Source organism: Nonomuraea sp. NPDC001831, assembly GCF_042892035.1.
Taxonomy (GTDB): domain Bacteria; phylum Actinomycetota; class Actinomycetes; order Streptosporangiales; family Streptosporangiaceae; genus Nonomuraea.
The window spans coordinates 13,419-32,000 of the sequence record NZ_JBIATU010000032.1 but is presented as its reverse complement, the minus strand read 5'-3'; the positions used below and the strand labels follow the sequence as shown (position 1 = coordinate 32,000).

Genomic DNA, 18,582 nt, shown 5'->3' with positions numbered 1-18,582 from the left:
GCCGGACCGCCGCCGGATCGTTGGCGCGCAAGCCCAACTTCAGCCGCCGCCGTTTGTGCCGGACGCCGGGCTCTGGCCGCCGCTCGCGCCGGACGCCCCGATCTCGGCCAGCCGGAGCTGAAGGCCCAGCACGAGCCGGACGTCGGGGTCGTCGAGCGCGATCAGCTCGCCGATGCGGCGCAGCCGGTACCTGAGCGTGTTGGGGTGCAGCGACAACGCCTCTGCCGCCCTGGGCACGTCGTAGTGGGCGGCCAGCCAGGCCCGCAGGCTGCGGACGTACTCGGTGCCGTGCCCGGCGTCGTGCTCGGTCACCAGGGACAGCGGCTCGCCGACCAGCGCCGGGCCGGACCGCATCGAGGCGGCCGCGTCCAGCAGGAACAGCGCGGCGGCCAGCTCCTCGTGCAGGCCCACCTCGCCGCCCGCGAGCGGGCCGCCCATCGCGCGCAGCGCCTCGTCGGCCTGCCGGGCGGCGGCGGGCACCTGCGCGAGCGAGGCCGCGACCCGTCCGACGCCGGCCCGCCAGTGGCCGCCGAGCCGGTCGGTGATCCGGCCGAGCGTCTCGGCGGTGACGCGGCGCAGCAGCGCGGTTCCGGCGCCGGCCGCCACGATCGCGTACGTCCGGCCGTCCACGGCGCCGACGGCGGCCCTGATCCGGTAGACGGCGTAGGCGGTGCGCAGCAGGTCGGCGGCGTGCGTGGCGGCGAAGACGTCGGTCCGGCCGGTCGGGTCCCCGGCGGCCACGACCCTGACCGGCTCGTCCGGGCGCAGGCCCAGGGAGGCGGCCAGCTCGCCGGCCGGGCCGACGCCGCGCAGCAGCCGGCCCACCCACTCGTCCCTGGTCCGGCGGGCCTCGTCGGCGGCCAGGCTGAGGCGGGCCAGGTGCGGGGCGGCGGTCCTGGCGGCCTCGGCGAGCACGGCGTCGGCGTCGGGCGCGAGCGGCTCGTCCGCCTGGATGGCCCAGATGGTGCCGAGCGCCTCGCCCCTGGCGCGGACCGCGATGGCCAGCCGGGGCAGGTACTCGCGCGGCTCGTGGCTCCACACGGCGCCCTCGCAGCGCAGGACGGCGGCGTACTCCTCGGCGTTCGTCGGGTGCTCGGGCACGCGCCGGCCGAGGATGCCCTCCCTGCGCAGGTCGTCGATCGGCTGGCCGATCGTGGAGTAGGCCAGGACGCGCATGGCCAGGTCCTCGATGGCCACCGCGCCCCCGACGCGGGCGGCGACCTGGTTGGCCAGCGCGAACAGGTCGCCCGCCGGGCCGCCGCCCAGGTCCGCGGCCGGGGCGACGAGCGCGAGCAGGGCGTCCACCAGGGCGTAGAGCTGGCCCCAGGCCAGGCCGGGGGCGGCGGCCAGCAGCGCCACGCCCGCGTCGCGGGCCGCCTCGGTCAGGGCCGCGGCGTCGCCGAGCCCGTCCCGGACGACGACCGCGCTCACGCCCGCCGCGGCCGCGCTCTCCAGCAGGGACGGCTCCGGCCGCCCGGTGGCCAGCAGCAGCGCCCCGGCGTAGGCGGCCAGCGGCTCGTCGGAGCCGTGGATGACCGGCGCGCCCACCATCGCCTGGCGGCCGGCCGGCAGGCACAGCGCGCTCACCGTCTCCGCGCCGAGGCTGTCGAGCAGCACGCCGAGCGTCACCCGGCCCTGGCCGCTCACGCCCGGCCCCCGCGCAGGAGGCGTCCGTGCCGGCCGCCGGTGAACTCGCCGTCCTCGATCACCATGCGGCCGCCCAGCAGCACGTGGGTGACGCCGGCCGGGCGGGTCGCGGGCTCGTCGTAGGTGCCGTCGTGGCGGATGGCCGCGGGGTCGAACACGCACACGTCGGCCACCGCTCCCCTGCCCAGCCAGCCCCGGTCGGCCAGGCCGAACTGGGCCGCGGTGGCCGAGCCGGCCTTCCTGATCGCCTCGGCCATCGGCACGAGCCCGCGCTCGCGCACGTACTCGCCGAGGAAGGTGGGGAAGGTGCCGTACGTGCGGGGATGGGTCGGCCCGGCGGGCGGCCCGCCGTCGGAGCCGATCGACACGAGGGGGTGCCGCATGATCCGGGTGACGTCGTCGTCGTGCATGGTGTGGAAGACGCCGTCGGCGTGCGGGTCGGCCATGAGCAGGTCGCACAGCGCGTCCCAGGGCTCGCGGCCGTCCAGCAGGTCGGCCAGCGAGCGGCCGGTGACGCCGGCGGAGGCGTGCCGCAGCAGCCGCACGTCCTCGGGGTGCGTCTCCCGCCACAGGCCGACGCCGGTCGTGCGCTCCGGGTCCTCGGCCAGCGCGCGCAGCGCCCGCCGTTCCCCGGGGTCGGCCAGCCTCCTGAGCAGCTCCGGCTCGCCGCCTTCGCACGCCGCGGGCGGCAGCAGCGCGACCAGTCCGGTGCAGAACGCCCGGTACGGGTAGACGTCGGCCCGCACGTCCACGCCCCTGACGCGGGCGGCCGTCAGCTTGTCCAGCAGCATGGCCGACGAGCCGTGCACGGCCCGGCCCGACGCCTTGCAGTGGGAGACCTGCAGCCGCACCCCGGCCGCCGCCGCGACCTCGACGGCCTCGTCCAGCGCGGCGGCCAGCCCCTCGCTCTCGCTGCGCAGGTGGGTGGCGTAGACGAGGTTCCAGCGCCGGGCCGCGCGGGCCAGCGCGATCAGCTCGGCGGTGCCGGCGTAGGCGCCCGGCACGTACTCCAGGCCGCTGGACAGCCCGCACGCGCCCGCGGCGAACGCCTCCTCGGCCAGCTCGGTCATCCGCTCCAGCGCGCCGGGCGGCGGCGCGGCGTCCATGCCGCAGACGGCCGTGCGCAGCGTGTTGTGGCCGACGAGCGCGGCCAGGTTGTTGGTCGTGCCCTCCCGTTCCACGGCGTCGAGGTAGCCGCCGAAGGTGGTGAAGGCGTGCTCGCCGAAGATCCCGGGGGTGAAATGGGGCGACTCCGGGTCGGCCGGCCCGCAGGAGAAGCCGCAGTTCCCGATGATCTCGGTGGTGACGCCCTGCCGCAGCTTGAACGGCTGCTCCCCGGCCATGAACGGCACGGTGTCGGAGTGGCTGTGCGGGTCGACGAAGCCGGGCGCGACGACCATGCCGTCCACGTCCACCACGCGGGCGGCCCGGCCGAGGTCGCGGCCGGTCGCGGTGACGCGTCCGCCGGCGACGGCCACGTCCGCGGTACGGCCCGGCGAGCCGAACCCGTTGTGCAGGGTGCCGCCGCGCAGGATGAGGTCGTGCATGAAGGTCTTACCTTTCCCGGGTACGAGGTTCGTCGGTCATGTCAGGGGACGGCCGCCACCAGGCGCCTGGTGTAGTCGTGGGCCGGGGCGTCCAGGACGGCCGAGGTCGTCCCCTCCTCCACGACCGCGCCCTTGAACAGCACCACGGTCCTGACGGCGACCTGGCGGACGACCGCGAGGTCATGGGTGATGAACAACATCCCGGTGCCCAGCTCCCGGCCGATGCCGCGCAGCAGTTCGAGCACGTGCGCCTGGACCGACACGTCCAGGGAGGCGACCGGCTCGTCGCAGATCAGCAGCGCGGGCCGGACGGCCAGGGCCCGGGCGATGGCGACGCGCTGGCGTTCGCCGCCGGACAGCGCCTTGGGGCGGCGGGCGGCGTACGCGGCGGGCAGCCCGGCCAGCTCCAGCAGCTCGCCCACGCCCATCCGGTCGGCGGGCGCGGCCCTGGCGATCGCCTCGGCCAGCGTCGCGCCGACGGTCATGGCGGGGTTGAGCGAGGTGGAGGGGTCCTGGAAGACGCACTGGACGAGCCGGTGCACGCGGGCGCGCTCGCGCGGGTCCATGGCGGCCCGGTCGGTGACGTCGAGGCCGGCGAGCCGGATCCGGCCGCCGTCGGGGGTGACCAGGCCGAGCACCGACCGGGCCAGCGTGGTCTTCCCCGAGCCGGACTCCCCCACCAGGCCGACGGTCTCGCCGGGGTTCACGTGCAGGCTGACGCCGCCCAGGGCGGTGTGGGCGCCGTACCGTTTGCGCAGGTCCTCGATGTGCAGCAGCGGTTCGCCGGCGGCCGGGGCGGCGGGGAGCGCGGCCTCGCGCAGCGCCGGGCGGGCGGCTCCGGCGGTGTCGTGCACGCAGGCGGTCAGCCGGCCGGGCCCGATCGGGCGCAACGGCGGCCTGGCCGCGGTGCAGGCGTCGGCGACCCGGTCGCAGCGGGTGGCGAACGCGCAGACGTCCGCCACCGCGTCCGCCCGCGGCACGGCGCCCGGGATGCCCACCAGGCGCTCCAGCGTGCGTTCCGCCGAGGGCAGCGCGGCCAGCAGCCCCGCCGTGTACGGGTGCGCGGGCTCCGCGGCCAGCTCCGGGCCCGGCCCCTGCTCGACGACGCGCCCGGCGTACATCACCGCGACCCGGTCGCAGACGGCGAACGCCACCCGCAGGTCGTGGGTGATGAGCAGCACGCCCATGCCGCGCGCCTCCTGCACCCGGCGCAGCAGCGCCAGGATCTCGTGCTGGGTGGTGGCGTCCAGCGCGGTGGTGGGCTCGTCGGCGACGAGCAGCTCGGGGTCGCCGGCCAGCGCGGCGGCCAGGGCGATGCGCTGCCGCATGCCGCCCGAGAGCTGGAACGGGTAGCGCCCGGCCACGGCGGGGTCGTCGATGCCGACCTCGGCCAGCCTGCGCGCGATCTCCTGCCGGGACGTGCGGCCGGGCAGGGTCTCGGCGATGTGCGCGCCGGCCGTGCGCAGCGGGTTGAGCATGGCGAAGGGGTCCTGCATGAGCAGCGAGATCCGCCGTCCGCGCACGCCGCGCAGCAGCCGCTCGGACGCGCCGACGAGCTGCGCGCCGCCGACCTCGACCGACCCCTCGGCGCGCAGGCCGCGCGGGAGCAGGCCGACGAGGGCGCGGGCGGTCAGGGACTTGCCGCTGCCGGACTCGCCGACCAGCCCGACGGTCTCGCCCGCGGCGACCGTCAGGTCCACGCCGTCCACGAGCACCCGGTCGCCGACGACCCGCAGGCCGCGTGTCTCAAGCATCGGAGAGCCTTTCGAAGAGCTGGTCGCCCAGCAGGGTGGCGGCGGTGGCGGCGACGGTGACCAGCGCGGCGGGCACCACCGCCGCCCACGGGTTGAGGTCGAGCAGGCCGCGGTTCTCCTCGATCATCAGCCCCCAGTCGGGCGTGCCGGCGGGCAGGCCGATGCCCAGGAAGGACAGGCCGGACAGCGCCACCAGGGCGGCGACGAAGCTGAGCAGCGCGCCGGCCACGACCGTGGGCGCGATGTTGGGCAGCAGGTGCCTGAACATGATGCGGCCGCGGCTGAGCCCGAGTGTACGTGCCGCCTCGGCGTAGGCGAGCTCGCGCTGGGCCATGGTGAGGCTGCGCACCACCCGGATGTCGCCGGGCGTGAACAGCACCGCCATCGCCAGCACCGCCCAGCCGATGCCGCCGCCCAGCACGCCCACCAGGACGATCAGCATGAGCAGCCCCGGCATCGCGATGAGCAGGTCGACCACCCGCATCATCACGGCGTCGATCCAGCCGCGGCGGTAGCCGGCCAGCAGCCCGAGCGAGGTGCTCATCGCGCACGTCCCGAGCGCGACGACCAGCGGCCACAGCAGCGCCGAGCGGGCTCCGGCCAGGCAGCGCGACAACACGTCCCGGCCCAGCTCGTCGGTGCCCGCCCAGTGGGCCCAGCTGGGCATCGACGCGCCGAGCGCGAGGTCCTGGGCGGCCGGGTCGTAGGGCGCGAGCCACGTCCCGAACAGCGCGGCGAACGCCATCAGGGCGAGGATCCCGCCCGACAGCAGCGTCAGCGGCCCCGGCCTGGACCGGCGCAGCCGCCGCGCCCGGCCGCCGAGGCGCACGGTCCCCGTCACGACGCTCACGCGGCCACCGCCCCATGACGCACCCGCGGGTCCACCGCGAGGTAGGCCAGGTCGATCAGCAGGTTGACGGCGACCACCACGGCGCCTCCCATCAGGACGAGCGCCTGGACGACGGGCAGGTCCTTCTGCCCGACGGCGCTGACGAGCAGCTCGCCGACGCCGTGCAGCCCGAAGGCCCGTTCGACGAACAGCGCGCCGGTGAGGTTGGCGGCCAGCAGCAGGCCGCCGACCGTGAGGACGGGCAGCGCGGTGTTGCGCAGCGCGTACCCGATCCAGTAGCGGGCCCGGCCGACGCCGCGCGCCCGGGCGAAGGTCATGAAGTCCTGCCCGGCCAGGTCGAGCGCGGCCGCCCGCATCTGCCTGATGACGACCGCCGCCTGCCCGGTGGCCAGCGCGATGGCGGGCAGCGTCAGGTGCGCGACGCGCTCGGCGAACGTCTCGCCCGCGCCGAAGACGGGGAACCAGCCGAGGGTGACGGCGAAGCCGTACAGCAGCAGGATGCTCATCGCGAACGGCGGGATCGCGAGGCCGACCAGCGCGGAGAGCGTGATGCCCCGGTCGAGCGGGCCGCCTCTGCGCATGGCGGCGGCCAGCCCGGCGGGCAGGCCGACGGCGAGGGTGAGGATGATCGCGTAGGCGGCCAGCCCGGCGGTGACGGGCAGCCGGTCGGCGATGACGCTGGTGACGGGCTCGCGGCTGTAGAGGGAGGCGCCGAAGTCGCCGCGCACGGCGTCGCCGAGCCAGGTGGCGTAGCGGACGGGCAGCGGGTCGTCGAGGTGGTACTGCGCGCGGACGGCGGCGCGCGACTCCGCGGTGGAGGGCCGCGGCCCGAGCAGGACCTGCTCCGGGTCCCCGGGGGCGAGCGCCAGCAGCGCGTAGGTGAGCACGGACAGGACGCCGAGCAGGAGCAGCGCGGCGGCCAGGCGGCGGGCGACGAAGGCCATCAGACACCGGCCGCCGGGCGGATGGTGCTGAAGACGTTCATCGTCCAGGTGCCGAACTGGCCGGTGAACCGCTTGCGCAGCGCGACGGCGGCCTCCTTGGTGTAGAGCGGCACGTACGGCACCTGGTCGGCGATCTCGGCCAGCACGTCGGTGACGACGGCGGCACGGTCCGCTCCCTCGAGCTTGCCCAGGTCGTCGAGCCGGGCGTCCGTCTCGGGCGAGCCGTAGCCGCTGAAGTTGAAGCCCTGGGGCCCGGCCGAGGCGCGGCTGACCAGGTCGGGCAGCACCTCGCCCGGGTCGGGGGTGCCGTAGAGCAGGTCGACGAGCTGCAGCGGGGTGTCCTGGTGGCTGAACATGCGCTGCCGGTACTGCTCGGTGGGCAGCGGCTGGAGGTCGAGCTTGACGCCGATCACCGCCAGGTCGGCGACGATGGCCTGCAGCGCCTTGACGTCGTCGCTGCCGCTGTCGTACGGCGCGGTCAGGGTGAAGCCCTGGGGGTGGGCCGACTTGGCCAGCTCGGCCTTGGCGGCGTTCACGTCGTGGGGGTAGGCGGGCAGCTTGGGCAGCTTGCCGCCGTACAGGGCGGCGAGCTGCGGCTTGGGCAGCATCAGGTCGGCGATGCCGCCGTGGCCGCTGGTCATGAGCGTGGCCAGCGCCTCCCGGTCGAGGGCGTGGGCGATGGCGCGGCGGACGTGCACGTCCTTGAGCGGCCCCTCGCGCACGCCGAGTGACAGGTAGGTGATGTTGTTGGCCGGGTAGAAGGAGGTCGTGACGCCGGGCAGGGCGCTCCACTTGCGCGTCTCGCTGACCTGGATGTCGTTGGTGCCGTCCACCTCGCCGGAGGAGACGGCCAGGCGCAGCGTCTCGGCGTCGCCGATCGCCTTGATCTCGATCTTGCGCAGCTCCGGCTTGGGGCCCCAGTACAGATCGTTGCGTTCCAGCGTCACCCCGGAGGTGAGCGAGAACTTCGTGACCTTGAAGGGGCCGGAGCCGAGCGTGCCGACCTCGGGCGAGCCGAGGTCCTTCGGGTGCGCGGCGGCCAGCCTCTTCGGGACGATCTGCCAGGCCAGCGCGGCGGTGGCCAGGAAGCTGGCGCTGGGCTTGCTCAGGGTGACCTTCACCGTGCGCGGGCCGGTGGCCTCGACCTTCTTGACCTGCGTGACGTAGCTGGCGGCCTGGGACGTCACGGCGGGGTCGAGGTGGCGGGTCAGGGAGTAGGCGGCGTCCTCGGCGGTGACGGGCGTGCCGTCGCTGAACTTCGGGCCCTCGCGCATGGTGAAGACGTACGTGCGCGGGTCGGGATGGGTCCAGGAGGCGGCGATGCTCGGGATGACCCTGCCGTCCGCGCCGAGGGTCACCATCGTGTCGAGGACGGCGAACTGCACGGTCGTGGAGGCGTCGTTGAAGCCGTGGGCGATGTCGAGGCTGTTGGGGGCCGTCCCCGTCGCCCAGCGGAGCGTGTCGGGGGCCGCGCCGGAGCTCGCGGCTCCGGCGCAGCCGGCCACCAGCACGAGCAGAGCGCCCGTGGCGAGCCTGGCGAGTGCGGTTGCGGATGTCATGGAACCACCTCGGGGTGTGAGCGGGGGGAATAGTCGGACGCTAGAAGCCCGGCCTTCCTCGTTCACTGACCCGGCAGCCAAACTCTGCGCGCCCCGGCTCGTGCTGCAGGCCAACACGGCCCTAGACCAGACCAGGGGGGACGCCGACGGGCGCGGTGCCCTCGGGCTGGGCGGCGAAGCGCAGTCCGAGCAGGCCGAAGCCGCTGAGCAGCAGGTCGCCGTCCCCGTCGAGGCGCAGGGTGAACGGGCCCGCCCGCCACGTCCCGGCGGGTGCGGGGGCGACGGGGGCCTGGAAGGTCAGGCCGACGCGCAGCGTCCCCTCGTCGATGACGGCGAGCACGCCCGTCTCGTCGTTGAGCCAGGCGCCCTGCGGGGCGGGCTCCTCGCCCGGCGGGTCGCAGGGCTCGTACACGTTCGGCCACCGGATCGAACCGTCGTGGCCGAACAGCAGCCGCCCGTCCTCCGGCACGATCCAGATCCGGCCGGCCGGCACCTGGGCGTACCAGCGGCCGTCGACGTCGAGGGCGAGTTCGAGGTCGGCGGCGCCGGTCAGGGCGATCGTGCCGTCCTGGTCGTCGCCGGCGGGTTCGAGCGTGAGCGTGGCGTCGGTCTCCGGGTCGTACCAGTGCCCGAGCAGGGCGGGCCGGGCCGCCTCGGCGTCGGCCCGGGGGGCGGGGGCCGGGCGGGGGGCCGGGTCCTGGCCGGTGAGTGCGCGGGCCAGGCCGAGGCTGAGGCCGACCGGGTCCAGGCCGCTGTGGTTGGTCAGCACGGCCACGCCGAGGCCGGGCTCCGGCAGGTGGAGCAGGTTGCCGACGTAGCCGTGCATGCCGCCGGCGTGGCCGTACCCGTCCAGCTCGCCGACGGTCAGGTGGCAGATGCCGCGGGCGTACCGCAGGACGGCGCCGTCGGCGAGCGTGGTGCGCTCCAGCAGCGCGCTGCGCACGTCGGCGCCCAGCACCCGGCCGTCGGCCAGGAAGCCGAGCCAGGGGGCGAGGTCGGCGACGCTGGTCACCAGGCCGCCGTCGCCGACCGCGCTCTCCTGCGTGTCGGCCCGCGCGCCGGCGCCGTCGTAGCCGTAGGCCATCCGCGGCAGCGGGACGGAGGCGTCGTCGCGGAAGACGGTGTCGTCCATGCCGAGCGGCTCGAAGAGCCGTTCGCGGGCGAAGTCGGCCAGCGAGCGGCCGGTGAGCCGCCGGATCACGACGGCGGCCAGGACGTAGCCGGTGTTGGAGTAGGAGAAGCGGGTGCCGGGCTCGAACGTGGTCCGGCGCATGCTCGCCACGATCTTCATCAGGCGTTCCTCGTCCATCAGGGTGAACGGGACGCCAGTGACGGCCTGCAGGCCGTACCACTCCGGCAGGCCGCCGGTGTGCCGCAGGCACTGGTCGAGCGTGACGGGCACGCCGAGCCGCAGCTCGGGGACGTGCTCGCGGACGTCGTCCGACAGGCTCAGCCTGCCGTCGCGGGCCAGCAGCAGCAGGCACGCGGCGGTGAACTGCTTGCTGATGGAGGCGATGTCGAAGCGGGTGCGGGAGTCGATCGGGACGCCGAACTCGACGGTGGCCATGCCCCTCGCCGCGGTGTGCAGCACCTTGCCGTCGGCGTAGACCCCGACCGCCAGTCCCGGCCCGCCGGGGCGGAGGCCGGGAAGGGCGTCGAGCGCGCGTTCTACCTGCTCAAAATCCATCGTTCAAGTATCTGGATGTCCGGGTTCGAAACGCTTGTCCGGAGCGGCAAACCTGGGGGCTACCTGGTTGGTCTGCCGTACAGGGCCATCCTGGCGATCATGGCGTCCGCCGCCAGGTGGTAGCAGGTCGTCACGCATCCGAGCACCTCCCTCGGGGTGGTGAAGGTGGCCGCGAGCGTCTTGTCGGCGATGCGGCGCACGCCCGGCACCAGCTCGCCCAGCTCGGCGGCGGGCGTGGTGGGCATGTCGATCTCCAGCTCCAGCACGCCGGGCAGTTCGAGGGGCCGCAGCTCCCCGGCCGAGCGCACGGTCTCCGCCGCCGCCTCCTTGATCAGCCGCCGCGCCTCGGACGGCGAGAGGCTGTCGGCCGCGGTGTGCCCGTGCGCGATCTTGACGGCGACCGTGCGCACCCCGGGGAACGCCTTGCCGGCGACGTCGCAGATGACGTCGTCGCCGGTGAGCAGCCCCACCGGCACGCCGACGGCGGCCGCCTGGAGGGCGTTGACCTCGGCCTCGGAGACGATCGCGCCGTTGAGCCGCACCTCGTAGAAGTGCGAGGAGTAGGTGTGGGCGAGCACGCCCGGCGAACCGGCGGCGGCGTGGTAGCCGAGGAACATGGCCACGTCGTGCTCGGCCGAGACGCCCTCGGCCATGCAGTCGAGCTTGGGCGTGCCGAAGATCAGCCGGGCGCGTGGGTCGAGCTCCTCGTGCAGCAGGTTGTCCATGGTGCCGTGGCTGTCGTTGACCAGGACGCTGGTGGCTCCGGCCGCGAAGGCGCCCTCGATGGCGGCGTTGGCCTCGGCGGTCATCAGGCGCTGCGCCCGCGGGTAGCCGTGGCCGGCGCGGGAGACCTGGTCCATGGTGGCGATGCCCGCCACGCCTTCCATGTCGATGGAGATGTAGACGTTCGTCATCGTCACAGGCTTTCACCGGGGCGGACGGACGGCTTCGTCGCCAGGGCAGAAACCGCCGGCCCCGCTTGCGTCTTCCGCACAGTCGCGGGGATCACGAAGGCGGCGGCGACGGCCAGCAGGCCCAGCGCCGCCGACAGCAGGTACGTCTCGACGAAGCTCTGCTCGGTGGGCACCCCCGCGACGGCGCCGGAGGCCAGCACCATGGCGCCGAACTGCGCCCCGAACGTGCCGCCGATGCTCTTGGCGACGAAGACCACGCCGCTGACCCCGGCCGCGCGCTCGCCGGGCACGTCGGCGGCCACGGCGTTGAGCCCGGCGGTGAGGCCGATGGAGGCGCCCAGCCCGATGACCGTCACCGCGGCCATGACCTGCCACGCGGCGGAGTGCCACAGGGCCAGCCCGCCGGTCCCGCCGCAGACGAGCACGCTGCCCAGCACCAGCACCGCCCGCCGGCCGAGCAGCCTGGTCATCGGCCCGACCAGCGGCGCGATCACGGTGCCCGCGACGCCCATGGGGAACATGTAGATGCCGATCCACAGGGTGTCGGCGCCCTGGCCGTACCCGGTGCCGGCGGGCGCGGCCAGCATCATCGGCAGGGCGACGACGAGGCCGAAGGAGGCGAAGCCGAGCAGCACGCCCATGGCGGTCACCCCGGCCGGGGTGCGTCCGGCCAGCAGCCGCAGGTCCACCAGCGGGTCGGCGACGCGCAGCTCGACCACCGCCCACGGGCCCAGCGTCAGCGCGGCGGCGGCGAACAGGGCCAGGGTGGCCGGGGACGTCCAGCCCCAGCTGGAGACGGCGGTCAGGCCCAGCATGACCAGGGCCACGCCGCCGCCGAGCAGCAGCCCGCCCGCCCAGTCGACGCGACCGCCGGCCGCGCGCGGGGTGGACGGCACGGTGAACCAGGCCAGCAGGGCGGCCGCCGCCACGCCGGCCACGGCCAGCAGGAACAGCGACCGGTAGCCGAGGGCCGAGGTGATCGGCCCGGCCAGGATGAGACCGAGCGCGCTGGCCAGCGCGGCGACGCCGACCACCAGGCCGTTGCCGGTGGCGGCGCGCTCGGGGGTGAGGGTGTCGCGGAACAGCCCGACGGTCAGGGGCAGCACGCCCAGCCAGATGCCCTCGATCGCCATGCCGGCGATCATCAGGGTGATGTTGGGCGCCAGGGCGGCGAGCAGGACCCCGGCGCCGCTGATCGCCATCAGCGCGAGCAGCACGCGCCGCTTGTCGTACATGTCGGCCAGGCGGCCGACGATGGGGGTGGCGATCGCCGAGCTGATCAGCGAGCCGGTGAAGATCCACGCGAGCGCGCCGGGCGAGGCGCCCAGGTCCTGCTGGACGAGCGGGAGCGCGGGCGAGAGCGTCATCTCCATGGTCTGGAGGACGCCGATGTACAACACCGGAGCGCCGATGACGCCGAAGCCGGATCTGGACATGGTTCTGCCTTTCGGGGTGGGGTGACGTGCGGCCGTGTGGTCCCCCCGAACCCCGGCCGTGATCTAGGCCGGTCCGAGCACCGCCGGCGTGATCAGCGCCAGGGCGGTCTCGACGAAGAACTCCTCGTCGGCCTCGTGGGCGCCGAGCACGACGCTCTGGCCGAGGCCGGACAGCAGGGCCGACAGCGCCCGCGCCAGGCGCAGCGCCTGGCCTTCGGTGACGGCGGTCCCGCCGTGCTCGCGGCCGGTGAACAGCGCGGCGAACTCGACCTCGGTCGACCTGATCGAGGTGTTGAGCCTGCGGTGCAGGTCGGGGTCGTTGAGCACGAGGTCGAGCACGCGGGTCTCGAACAACATGCGGCCGGCCGCCTGCGGGTCGGCCGACATGTGCAGGTAGCGGCGGGCGATCTCGGCCACGACGTCCGCCAGCCGGGCGCCGAACCCGCCGGTCTCGGGCGTACGCAGGTCGAGCGGGCCGACGTAGTCGTCGACCATGGCGGCCATCAGCCCGTTCTTGCCGCCGAACAGGGAGTAGACCGCCCCCGTGGTCAGGCCGGCCAGCTCGGTGATGTCCTCCAGCTTGGCCTTCGAGCCGTCCCTGCCGACGATCTCGCGGGCGGCCTCGATCAGCGCGCGCCTGTTGGCGGCCTTGCTTTCCGCCCTGTTCAGCCGCATGACATCTCCTGCATGCCGTAAAGATAATCTGATTTACTAGAATAATCCAGATTATCAGGAGGCCCGAAATGGACGTCGCCCCCCACATGAGCCGCGTGCCCGACTTCACCGCGTTCCCGACGGTGGACCAGATGCACGCCGAGCTCGACGACCTCGCCGCCGCCCACCCCGACCTGGTGCGCCTGCGCCGCATCGGCACCTCCCGCCTCGGCGAGCCGCTGCGCGTGGCCACCATCGGCGCGGGCCCCCATGACGCCGTGATCATCGGCGGCCCCCACCCCAACGAGCCCATCGGCGCGCTCACCGTCAGCACGCTGCTGCGGCAGCTCGTCGAGGACGCCGCGCTGCGGGAGGAGTTCGGCTTCCGCTGGCACCTCATCCCCTGCGTCGACCCCGACGGCGCCCGGCTCAACGAGGGCTGGTACGCCCGCCCGAGCGACCGCCGCGCCTACGCCGAGCACTTCTACCGCCCGGCCGAGGCCGACCAGGTCGAATGGACCTTCCCGCTGACCGGCGAGGACTACTTCTTCGACCGCACGCTGCCGGAGACCGAGGCGCTGATGCGGCTGATGGACGAGGTGCGGCCCGCCCTCGTCTACTCCCTGCACAACGGCGAGCTCCAGGGCGCCTTCTACTACCTCAGCCGCAACGACCCCGCGCTCGCCGCCCGCCTGACCGCCATCGCCACGGCCGAGGGCCTGCCGCTGCACATGGGCCCGCCGGAGCTGCCGGGCGCCGTCCAGATCGCGCCGGCGGCCTACCTGACGCCGCGCGGCGCCGACATCGCCGCGACGTACGGCATCGGCGGCGGCAGCGTCGACTACGCCGAGCGTTTCGGCGCCCTGCACCTGATCGCCGAGCTGCCCTACTGGGCCGACCCCCGCGTCGCCGACCAGACCCCGACCGGCCAGAAGTACCACGAGACGATCCGCGACTGCCTGGCCGGGCAGCGCGAGCTCATCGGCGAGCTGGCCGCCTCGCTCGCCCGCGCCAAGAGCGACCTGACCGTGCGGTCCCCCTTCCGCCGGGCGCTGGAGGACTTCGTCGGCGCCCACGACGAGTTCATCAGCGAGTGGGAGGACCTGCCCGGCACCGACCGCCCGGCCACGGTGGCCGAGGCGGTCGGCGGCCGGCAGCTCGTGCACCTCATGCGGCTGCGGTACTGCGGCACCTACCTGCGCATGCTGGACGCCGAGCTGGCCGCGGGCAACCCGACGCCCGCCGTCCGGGCCGAGCGCGCCCGGCTCGGCGCGCGCTTCGAGGAGTGGTTCGACGAGGCCGAGGCCGACGCGCAGGGCACGCCGATCCCGCTGCGCTCGCTGGTCGCGGTGCAGCTCGGCGCGGCGCTGCTCGCGGCGGACGCCGTCAGGCGGGCAGGAGGGCGGTCAGCTCACGCCTGACCAGCGGCCAGGTCCGGCTCTCCGGATCGATGAGCACGAAGTGGCCCGCCCCCGGGACGCGCACCAGCGACGTCCCCGGGTGGGCCGCCAGGTACGACTCCGAGACCTGGACGGGGACCCGTTCGTCCGCCGTGCCGTGCACGATCACCAGCGGGCCTCGCCGGTCCGGCAGGCGTACCGGGTCCAGGCCGGGATGCTCGTCCGGCGGGCCGCCGAGGAAGTCGGTCACCGCGCCGTCGTCGAGGTCCAGCCGGGCGGCCAGCCGCAGGTCGGCGACCGGGGCCAGGGCGAGGACGGCGGTCCCGTCCGGGGCGGCGCACATGGCGAGATGACCGCCGGCCGAGTGGCCGACGACCACCGAGGGACGCAGCAGGCCGACCGCGGCCCGCAGGTCCGCGACCGCCGCCGCCGGATCCCCCGGCCTGCGGCGGTACTCGACGGCGGCCACGCCGCACCCCGCCCGGTGCAGCGCGTTCGCCATGGGCCGCAGGTGCGTGCGGTCGTACTCCGGGCGCCAGAACCCGCCGTGCACCAGCGCCACCACGGGTCCCTCGCCCGGCCACAGGTCGATCACCTGGTCGGCGTCGGCCCCGTACCGCAGGGTGCGCAGCGGGCCGGGCGCCGGGCGGGTCAGGACGGCGCGGTTCTCCATCCTCACCTCCCGCCGGACCGGCGGGAGCCGAGCCGGGCGAGCCCGGCCGCGCCCGCCGCCAGCAGCGCGGCCCCGGCCGCGGCGGCCCCGGCCAGCAGCAGCTGCTGCCGCCGTACCCGCCGCCTGACCTGCGCGTACGGCACCGTGGAGAACGACACCAGCTCGTACCGCGACACGTAGCGGCCGGGCAGCGCGCGTTCCAGCCGGTGCTCCACGCTCTTGGTCAGCCGGTGCACCGGGGAGGCGACCTTGTCGCGCATCTCGACGAAGTTGGCCAGCGCCATCTCGGCGATCGCGTCGGTGTCGTCCCTGCGCCGCGACTCGAACAGCGGCAGCGCGCGGGCCCAGTCGCCGCCGGTCTCCGTCAGGCACCGGTCGAGCACGGTGACGTCCTCGAAGCCGCAGTTGGCGCCCTGGCCGTAGAAGGGCACGATGGCGTGCGCCGCGTCGCCGATCAGGCCGACCCGGCCGTCCGTCTGCCACGGCGCGCAGCGGACGGTGCCGAGCCGGCCGACCGGGTTCTCCATGTACTCCCGTACCAGACCGGGCGCGAGGGGGGGCACGTCCGGGTAGTGGGTGCGGAAGTGGCGTTCGATCGCGGCGGGGCTGCTCAGCGAGGCGAAGCTCGACGTGCCGTCGGTCGGCCAGAACATCGTGCAGGTGAAGGAGCGGTCGGGGTTGGGCAGCGCGATCATCATCGAGGTGCCGCGCGGCCAGATGTGCAGGGCGCCGGGGTCGAAGGCGAAGTCGCCGGCCACGGGCGGGATCGTCAGCTCCTTGTAGCCGTGGCCGAGGAAGTCCAGGCTCTCCTTGATGCCCCGGTGGGCCAGCAGCTCGGCCCGTACGGCCGAGCCGGCCCCGTCGGCGCCGAGCACCACGCCGGCCGCCGCGCGCACCGGGCCGGCCGCGGTGTCGAACTCCATCGCGCCGGTCGCCGGGTCCAGGCCGGTCAGCCGGTGCCCGAAGAAGATCTTCACGCCGGGCGCGGACTCCGCGGCGTCCAGCAGCGTGTTGTTGAGCGCGCCGCGGCTGATGGAGTTGATCGAGCGCACCCCGTCGTGGCTGTAGGGCTGGAAGTTCAGCGGCCCGTCCACCGGGTGGATCATCCGGCCGCGCATCGGCAGCGCGCCGGCCATGACCTGCTCCTCCAGGCCGATCCGGCGCAGCGCGTCCAGCCCGCGTTCGGAGATGGCCAGGTTGATCGAGCGGCCGCGCTCGGCGAGCCCGGCGCGCGGGTCGGGCCGCCGTTCGTAGACGGTCACGTCCAGGCCGCGCCGGGCCAGGTAGCAGGCGAGCAGGCAGCCGGTCAGGCCGGCGCCGACCACGGTGACGTTCATCGGTCCTCCTCGACGCACTCGGCCAGCGCGACGGCGGCGCGCCAGCAGTCGTGGTAGGTCGAGTACAGGGGCGTCGGCGCCAGGCGGACGACGTCCGGCTCCCGGGCGTCGGCGATCACCCCGTGCTCGTGGCGCAGCCGGCGCGTCAGCTCGGCCGCGCCGCCGCGCTCGACGCGCAGGGACAGCTGGCAGCCCCGGCGGGCGGGGTCGCGCGGCGTGACCACCGTGAGCGGCCTGGTGGGGGTGACCCGGTCGAGCAGGCTCTCCAGGTACGCGGTGAGCCGTACGCTGCGGGCCCGCAGGGTGGCCATCCCGATCCGGTCGAAGATGCCGAGCGAGGTGCGCACCGGGCCCATCGCGTAGATCGGCGGGTTGGAGACCTGCCAGGCGTCGGCGCTGGCCGGCGGCCGGGAGACCGGCGCCATCTCGAACCGGGTCGCCTGCTCGGTGCTCCACCAGCCCTCCAGCCGCTGCAGCGCCGGGTCGCCCAGGTGCCGCTGGTGGACGAACACGCCGCCGAGGGCGCCGGGCCCGGAGTTGAGGTACTTGTAGGAGCACCAGGCGGCGAAGTCCGGCCCCCACGCGTGCAGCTCCAGCGGCACGTTCCCGGCGGCGTGCGCCAGGTCCCAGCCGACGGCCGCACCGCTGACCCGGCCGGCCGCGGTGATCGCCGGGATGTCCATGAGCTCGCCGGTCAGGTAGTTGACGCCGCCCAGCAGGACCAGCGCGACCGTGTCGCCCTCGCGCTCCAGGAAGTCCAGCACCTCCCGGCCGTCGCGCAGCCGGACCACCGTCTCGTCCGGGTCCAGGCCGTGCAGGCGGGCCTGGCTGCGCACGGCGTAGCTGTCGGAGGGGAACGCGGTGTCCTCGATGAGGATCCGGGTCCGCGTGCCGCGCGGCCGGTAGAACGAGACCATCAGCAGGTGCAGGTTGACCGTCAGCGAGTTCATCACCACGGTCTCCTCGGGCAGCGCGCCGACCAGCCGGGCGGCCGGGCCGGTGAGCCGCTCGTGGTAGGGCAGCCACGGACGGGCCCCCTCCAGATGTCCCTCCACGCCGAGCCGGGCCCAGGCCTCAAGGTCCTCGGCCAGCTCCGCCGCCGTCGCCCGGGGCTGGAGCCCCAGGGAGTTGCCGGCGAAGTAGGCGCACTCGGGGTGGCCGCCGCCGTCGGCGGGCGGGACCAGGAAGAGCTCGCGGTGGCCCGGGTCGTCGCGGTCGCGGCGGAGGGCGTCCTGCTCGGCGGGCTTCCAGTCGTCGATCACGTATCGTCCGTTCTTCACATGTGGGTCCGGGCGGACCACAGCTCGGGGAAGACCACCCGCGCCATGCTGCGCTCCAGCCAGGCCAGGCCGTTGGAGCCGCCGCTGCCGGGCTTGGCGCCCATCGACCGGCGGACCGCCGTCACGTGCTGGTAGCGCCAGTCGCCGAACTGCTCGGCCACGTCGGTCAGCGCCTCGCCGAGCAGCCGCGGCGCGTTGCCGGGGCCGGTGTCGCGGTACACCTCGACCCAGGCCCGCTCGACGGCCGGGTGCGGCTCGTGCTCGACGGCGAAGTCGCGCTCCAGCAGCTCGCGGGGCAGGTCGTGGCCGAGCCGGGCCAGCAGGGCGATGGCGTCGTCCCACAGGCTCGGCGACTCCAGGGTGGTGAGCAGGTCGCGGTGGGTGCGCTCCTGGCGTCTGAACGGGCGCAGCAGGGCCGGATTCTTCAGCCCCAGCAGGAACTCCACGTGCCGGTACATCGCCGACTGCAGGCCGCTGGCCTCGCCGAGCTCGTCCCGGAAGCGGTTGAAGTCCGCGGGGGTCATCCAGCGCAGGCCGCGCCAGCTCGCGTTCAGGCCCTGCAGGTGCAGCACGGTACGGCGCAGCGGGTCCAGCGCGGCCCACACGTCGTCGGCCCGCAGCCGCTCCTGCGCGTTGCGCAGCTCGAAGGCGATGAGCTTGAAGTACAGCTCCATCACCTGAGTGATCATGAGGAACGACATCTCGCCCGCGTCGTCGCTCATCGGGTGCTGCAGATCGTGCAGCACGTCGGTACGGACGTAGGCGTCGTAGGGAGTGCGGGTCTCGAAATCCAGGGTGGGAGCTCCGCCCGTCGCCCTGGCCCGTTCGGCGCGTTCCTCCGCCGTGGTCGGCCGCACTGCTGATAACTGTCGCGTCGCGTCCACGCGCTTGCCCTTCTCT

Annotated in this window: 15 protein-coding genes; 1 reads left to right on the top strand and 14 read right to left on the bottom strand. The window is 74.7% G+C overall.

Annotated features, from left to right (window positions below; genetic code table 11):
* Positions 1–39: 39 nt before the first annotated feature.
* The 10 genes from ACFYYW_RS48210 to ACFYYW_RS48165 form a co-directional block, all read right to left on the bottom strand.
* Entirely contained in the window at positions 40–1,647 is a 1,608-nt protein-coding gene (locus ACFYYW_RS48210) for a PucR family transcriptional regulator (protein ID WP_387661106.1), read from the bottom strand.
* On the bottom strand, positions 1,644–3,194 hold the full coding sequence (locus ACFYYW_RS48205; RefSeq protein ID WP_387661103.1) for an amidohydrolase family protein: 1,551 nt from the start codon (positions 3,192–3,194) through the stop codon (positions 1,644–1,646). Before ACFYYW_RS48205 ends, ACFYYW_RS48210 begins: the two co-directional genes overlap by 4 nt.
* A 41-nt stretch (positions 3,195–3,235) precedes the next feature.
* Entirely contained in the window at positions 3,236–4,948 is a 1,713-nt protein-coding gene (locus ACFYYW_RS48200) for an ABC transporter ATP-binding protein (protein ID WP_364419565.1), read from the bottom strand.
* Positions 4,941–5,798: an ABC transporter permease gene (locus ACFYYW_RS48195; protein WP_352325727.1), complete on the bottom strand. Its 858-nt coding sequence runs from the start codon at positions 5,796–5,798 to the stop codon at positions 4,941–4,943. Before ACFYYW_RS48195 ends, ACFYYW_RS48200 begins: the two co-directional genes overlap by 8 nt.
* Positions 5,795–6,742, bottom strand: coding sequence for an ABC transporter permease (locus ACFYYW_RS48190; RefSeq protein ID WP_352325726.1), 948 nt, complete (start codon positions 6,740–6,742; stop codon positions 5,795–5,797). Before ACFYYW_RS48190 ends, ACFYYW_RS48195 begins: the two co-directional genes overlap by 4 nt.
* Complete coding sequence (locus ACFYYW_RS48185) at positions 6,742–8,301, bottom strand: ABC transporter substrate-binding protein (protein WP_387661099.1); 1,560 nt, start codon at positions 8,299–8,301, stop codon at positions 6,742–6,744. The genes ACFYYW_RS48190 and ACFYYW_RS48185 overlap by 1 nt, the downstream gene beginning before the upstream one ends.
* 121 nt (positions 8,302–8,422) lie before the next feature.
* Positions 8,423–9,988, bottom strand: coding sequence for a serine hydrolase domain-containing protein (locus ACFYYW_RS48180; protein ID WP_387661096.1), 1,566 nt, complete (start codon positions 9,986–9,988; stop codon positions 8,423–8,425).
* A 59-nt stretch (positions 9,989–10,047) separates the two neighbouring features.
* A complete protein-coding gene (locus tag ACFYYW_RS48175; protein ID WP_352325723.1) occupies positions 10,048–10,902 on the bottom strand; it encodes a M55 family metallopeptidase in 855 nt (284 codons plus the stop codon).
* A gap of 2 nt (positions 10,903–10,904) precedes the next feature.
* Positions 10,905–12,338, bottom strand: a complete 1,434-nt coding sequence (locus ACFYYW_RS48170) for an MFS transporter (RefSeq protein WP_387661093.1) — start codon at positions 12,336–12,338, stop codon at positions 10,905–10,907.
* A gap of 63 nt (positions 12,339–12,401) precedes the next feature.
* Positions 12,402–13,013: a TetR/AcrR family transcriptional regulator gene (locus ACFYYW_RS48165; protein ID WP_387661090.1), complete on the bottom strand. Its 612-nt coding sequence runs from the start codon at positions 13,011–13,013 to the stop codon at positions 12,402–12,404.
* A 68-nt stretch (positions 13,014–13,081) separates the two neighbouring features.
* Here ACFYYW_RS48165 and ACFYYW_RS48160 point away from each other — a divergent pair, with 68 nt between their 5' ends.
* Positions 13,082–14,413, top strand: a complete 1,332-nt coding sequence (locus ACFYYW_RS48160; RefSeq protein WP_387661088.1) for a M14 family zinc carboxypeptidase — start codon at positions 13,082–13,084, stop codon at positions 14,411–14,413.
* Here the strand turns inward: ACFYYW_RS48160 and ACFYYW_RS48155 are convergent.
* The 4 genes from ACFYYW_RS48155 to ACFYYW_RS48140 are packed head-to-tail and all read right to left on the bottom strand — an operon-like array spanning position 14,379 to position 18,539.
* On the bottom strand, positions 14,379–15,065 hold the full coding sequence (locus ACFYYW_RS48155) for an alpha/beta hydrolase family protein (RefSeq protein ID WP_387661085.1): 687 nt from the start codon (positions 15,063–15,065) through the stop codon (positions 14,379–14,381). The genes ACFYYW_RS48160 and ACFYYW_RS48155 overlap by 35 nt on opposite strands.
* Positions 15,066–15,067: 2 nt before the next feature.
* Positions 15,068–16,402, bottom strand: a complete 1,335-nt coding sequence (locus ACFYYW_RS48150) for an NAD(P)/FAD-dependent oxidoreductase (protein ID WP_364394054.1) — start codon at positions 16,400–16,402, stop codon at positions 15,068–15,070.
* Positions 16,399–17,682: a kynureninase gene (gene kynU / locus ACFYYW_RS48145; protein ID WP_387661082.1), complete on the bottom strand. Its 1,284-nt coding sequence runs from the start codon at positions 17,680–17,682 to the stop codon at positions 16,399–16,401. Before kynU ends, ACFYYW_RS48150 begins: the two co-directional genes overlap by 4 nt.
* The gene (locus tag ACFYYW_RS48140) at positions 17,679–18,539 is read right to left on the bottom strand and encodes a tryptophan 2,3-dioxygenase family protein (RefSeq protein ID WP_352325100.1); all 861 of its coding nucleotides are present in this window, start codon (positions 18,537–18,539) and stop codon (positions 17,679–17,681) included. The genes kynU and ACFYYW_RS48140 overlap by 4 nt, the downstream gene beginning before the upstream one ends.
* Positions 18,540–18,582: the final 43 nt, after the last annotated feature.

What these genes read in the sequence shown, in the direction of transcription:
- ACFYYW_RS48205 (WP_387661103.1), bottom strand. Translation starts at nt 3,194, where the DNA reads ATGCACGACCTCATCCTGCGCGGCGGCACCCTGCACAACGGGTTCGGC.
- ACFYYW_RS48200 (WP_364419565.1), bottom strand. Translation starts at nt 4,948, where the DNA reads ATGCTTGAGACACGCGGCCTGCGGGTCGTCGGCGACCGGGTGCTCGTG.
- ACFYYW_RS48190 (WP_352325726.1), bottom strand. Translation starts at nt 6,742, where the DNA reads ATGGCCTTCGTCGCCCGCCGCCTGGCCGCCGCGCTGCTCCTGCTCGGC.
- ACFYYW_RS48185 (WP_387661099.1), bottom strand. Translation starts at nt 8,301, where the DNA reads ATGACATCCGCAACCGCACTCGCCAGGCTCGCCACGGGCGCTCTGCTC.
- ACFYYW_RS48180 (WP_387661096.1), bottom strand. Translation starts at nt 9,988, where the DNA reads ATGGATTTTGAGCAGGTAGAACGCGCGCTCGACGCCCTTCCCGGCCTC.
- ACFYYW_RS48175 (WP_352325723.1), bottom strand. Translation starts at nt 10,902, where the DNA reads ATGACGAACGTCTACATCTCCATCGACATGGAAGGCGTGGCGGGCATC.
- ACFYYW_RS48170 (WP_387661093.1), bottom strand. Translation starts at nt 12,338, where the DNA reads ATGTCCAGATCCGGCTTCGGCGTCATCGGCGCTCCGGTGTTGTACATC.
- ACFYYW_RS48165 (WP_387661090.1), bottom strand. Translation starts at nt 13,013, where the DNA reads ATGCGGCTGAACAGGGCGGAAAGCAAGGCCGCCAACAGGCGCGCGCTG.
- ACFYYW_RS48160 (WP_387661088.1), top strand. Translation starts at nt 13,082, where the DNA reads ATGGACGTCGCCCCCCACATGAGCCGCGTGCCCGACTTCACCGCGTTC.
- ACFYYW_RS48155 (WP_387661085.1), bottom strand. Translation starts at nt 15,065, where the DNA reads ATGGAGAACCGCGCCGTCCTGACCCGCCCGGCGCCCGGCCCGCTGCGC.
- ACFYYW_RS48150 (WP_364394054.1), bottom strand. Translation starts at nt 16,402, where the DNA reads ATGAACGTCACCGTGGTCGGCGCCGGCCTGACCGGCTGCCTGCTCGCC.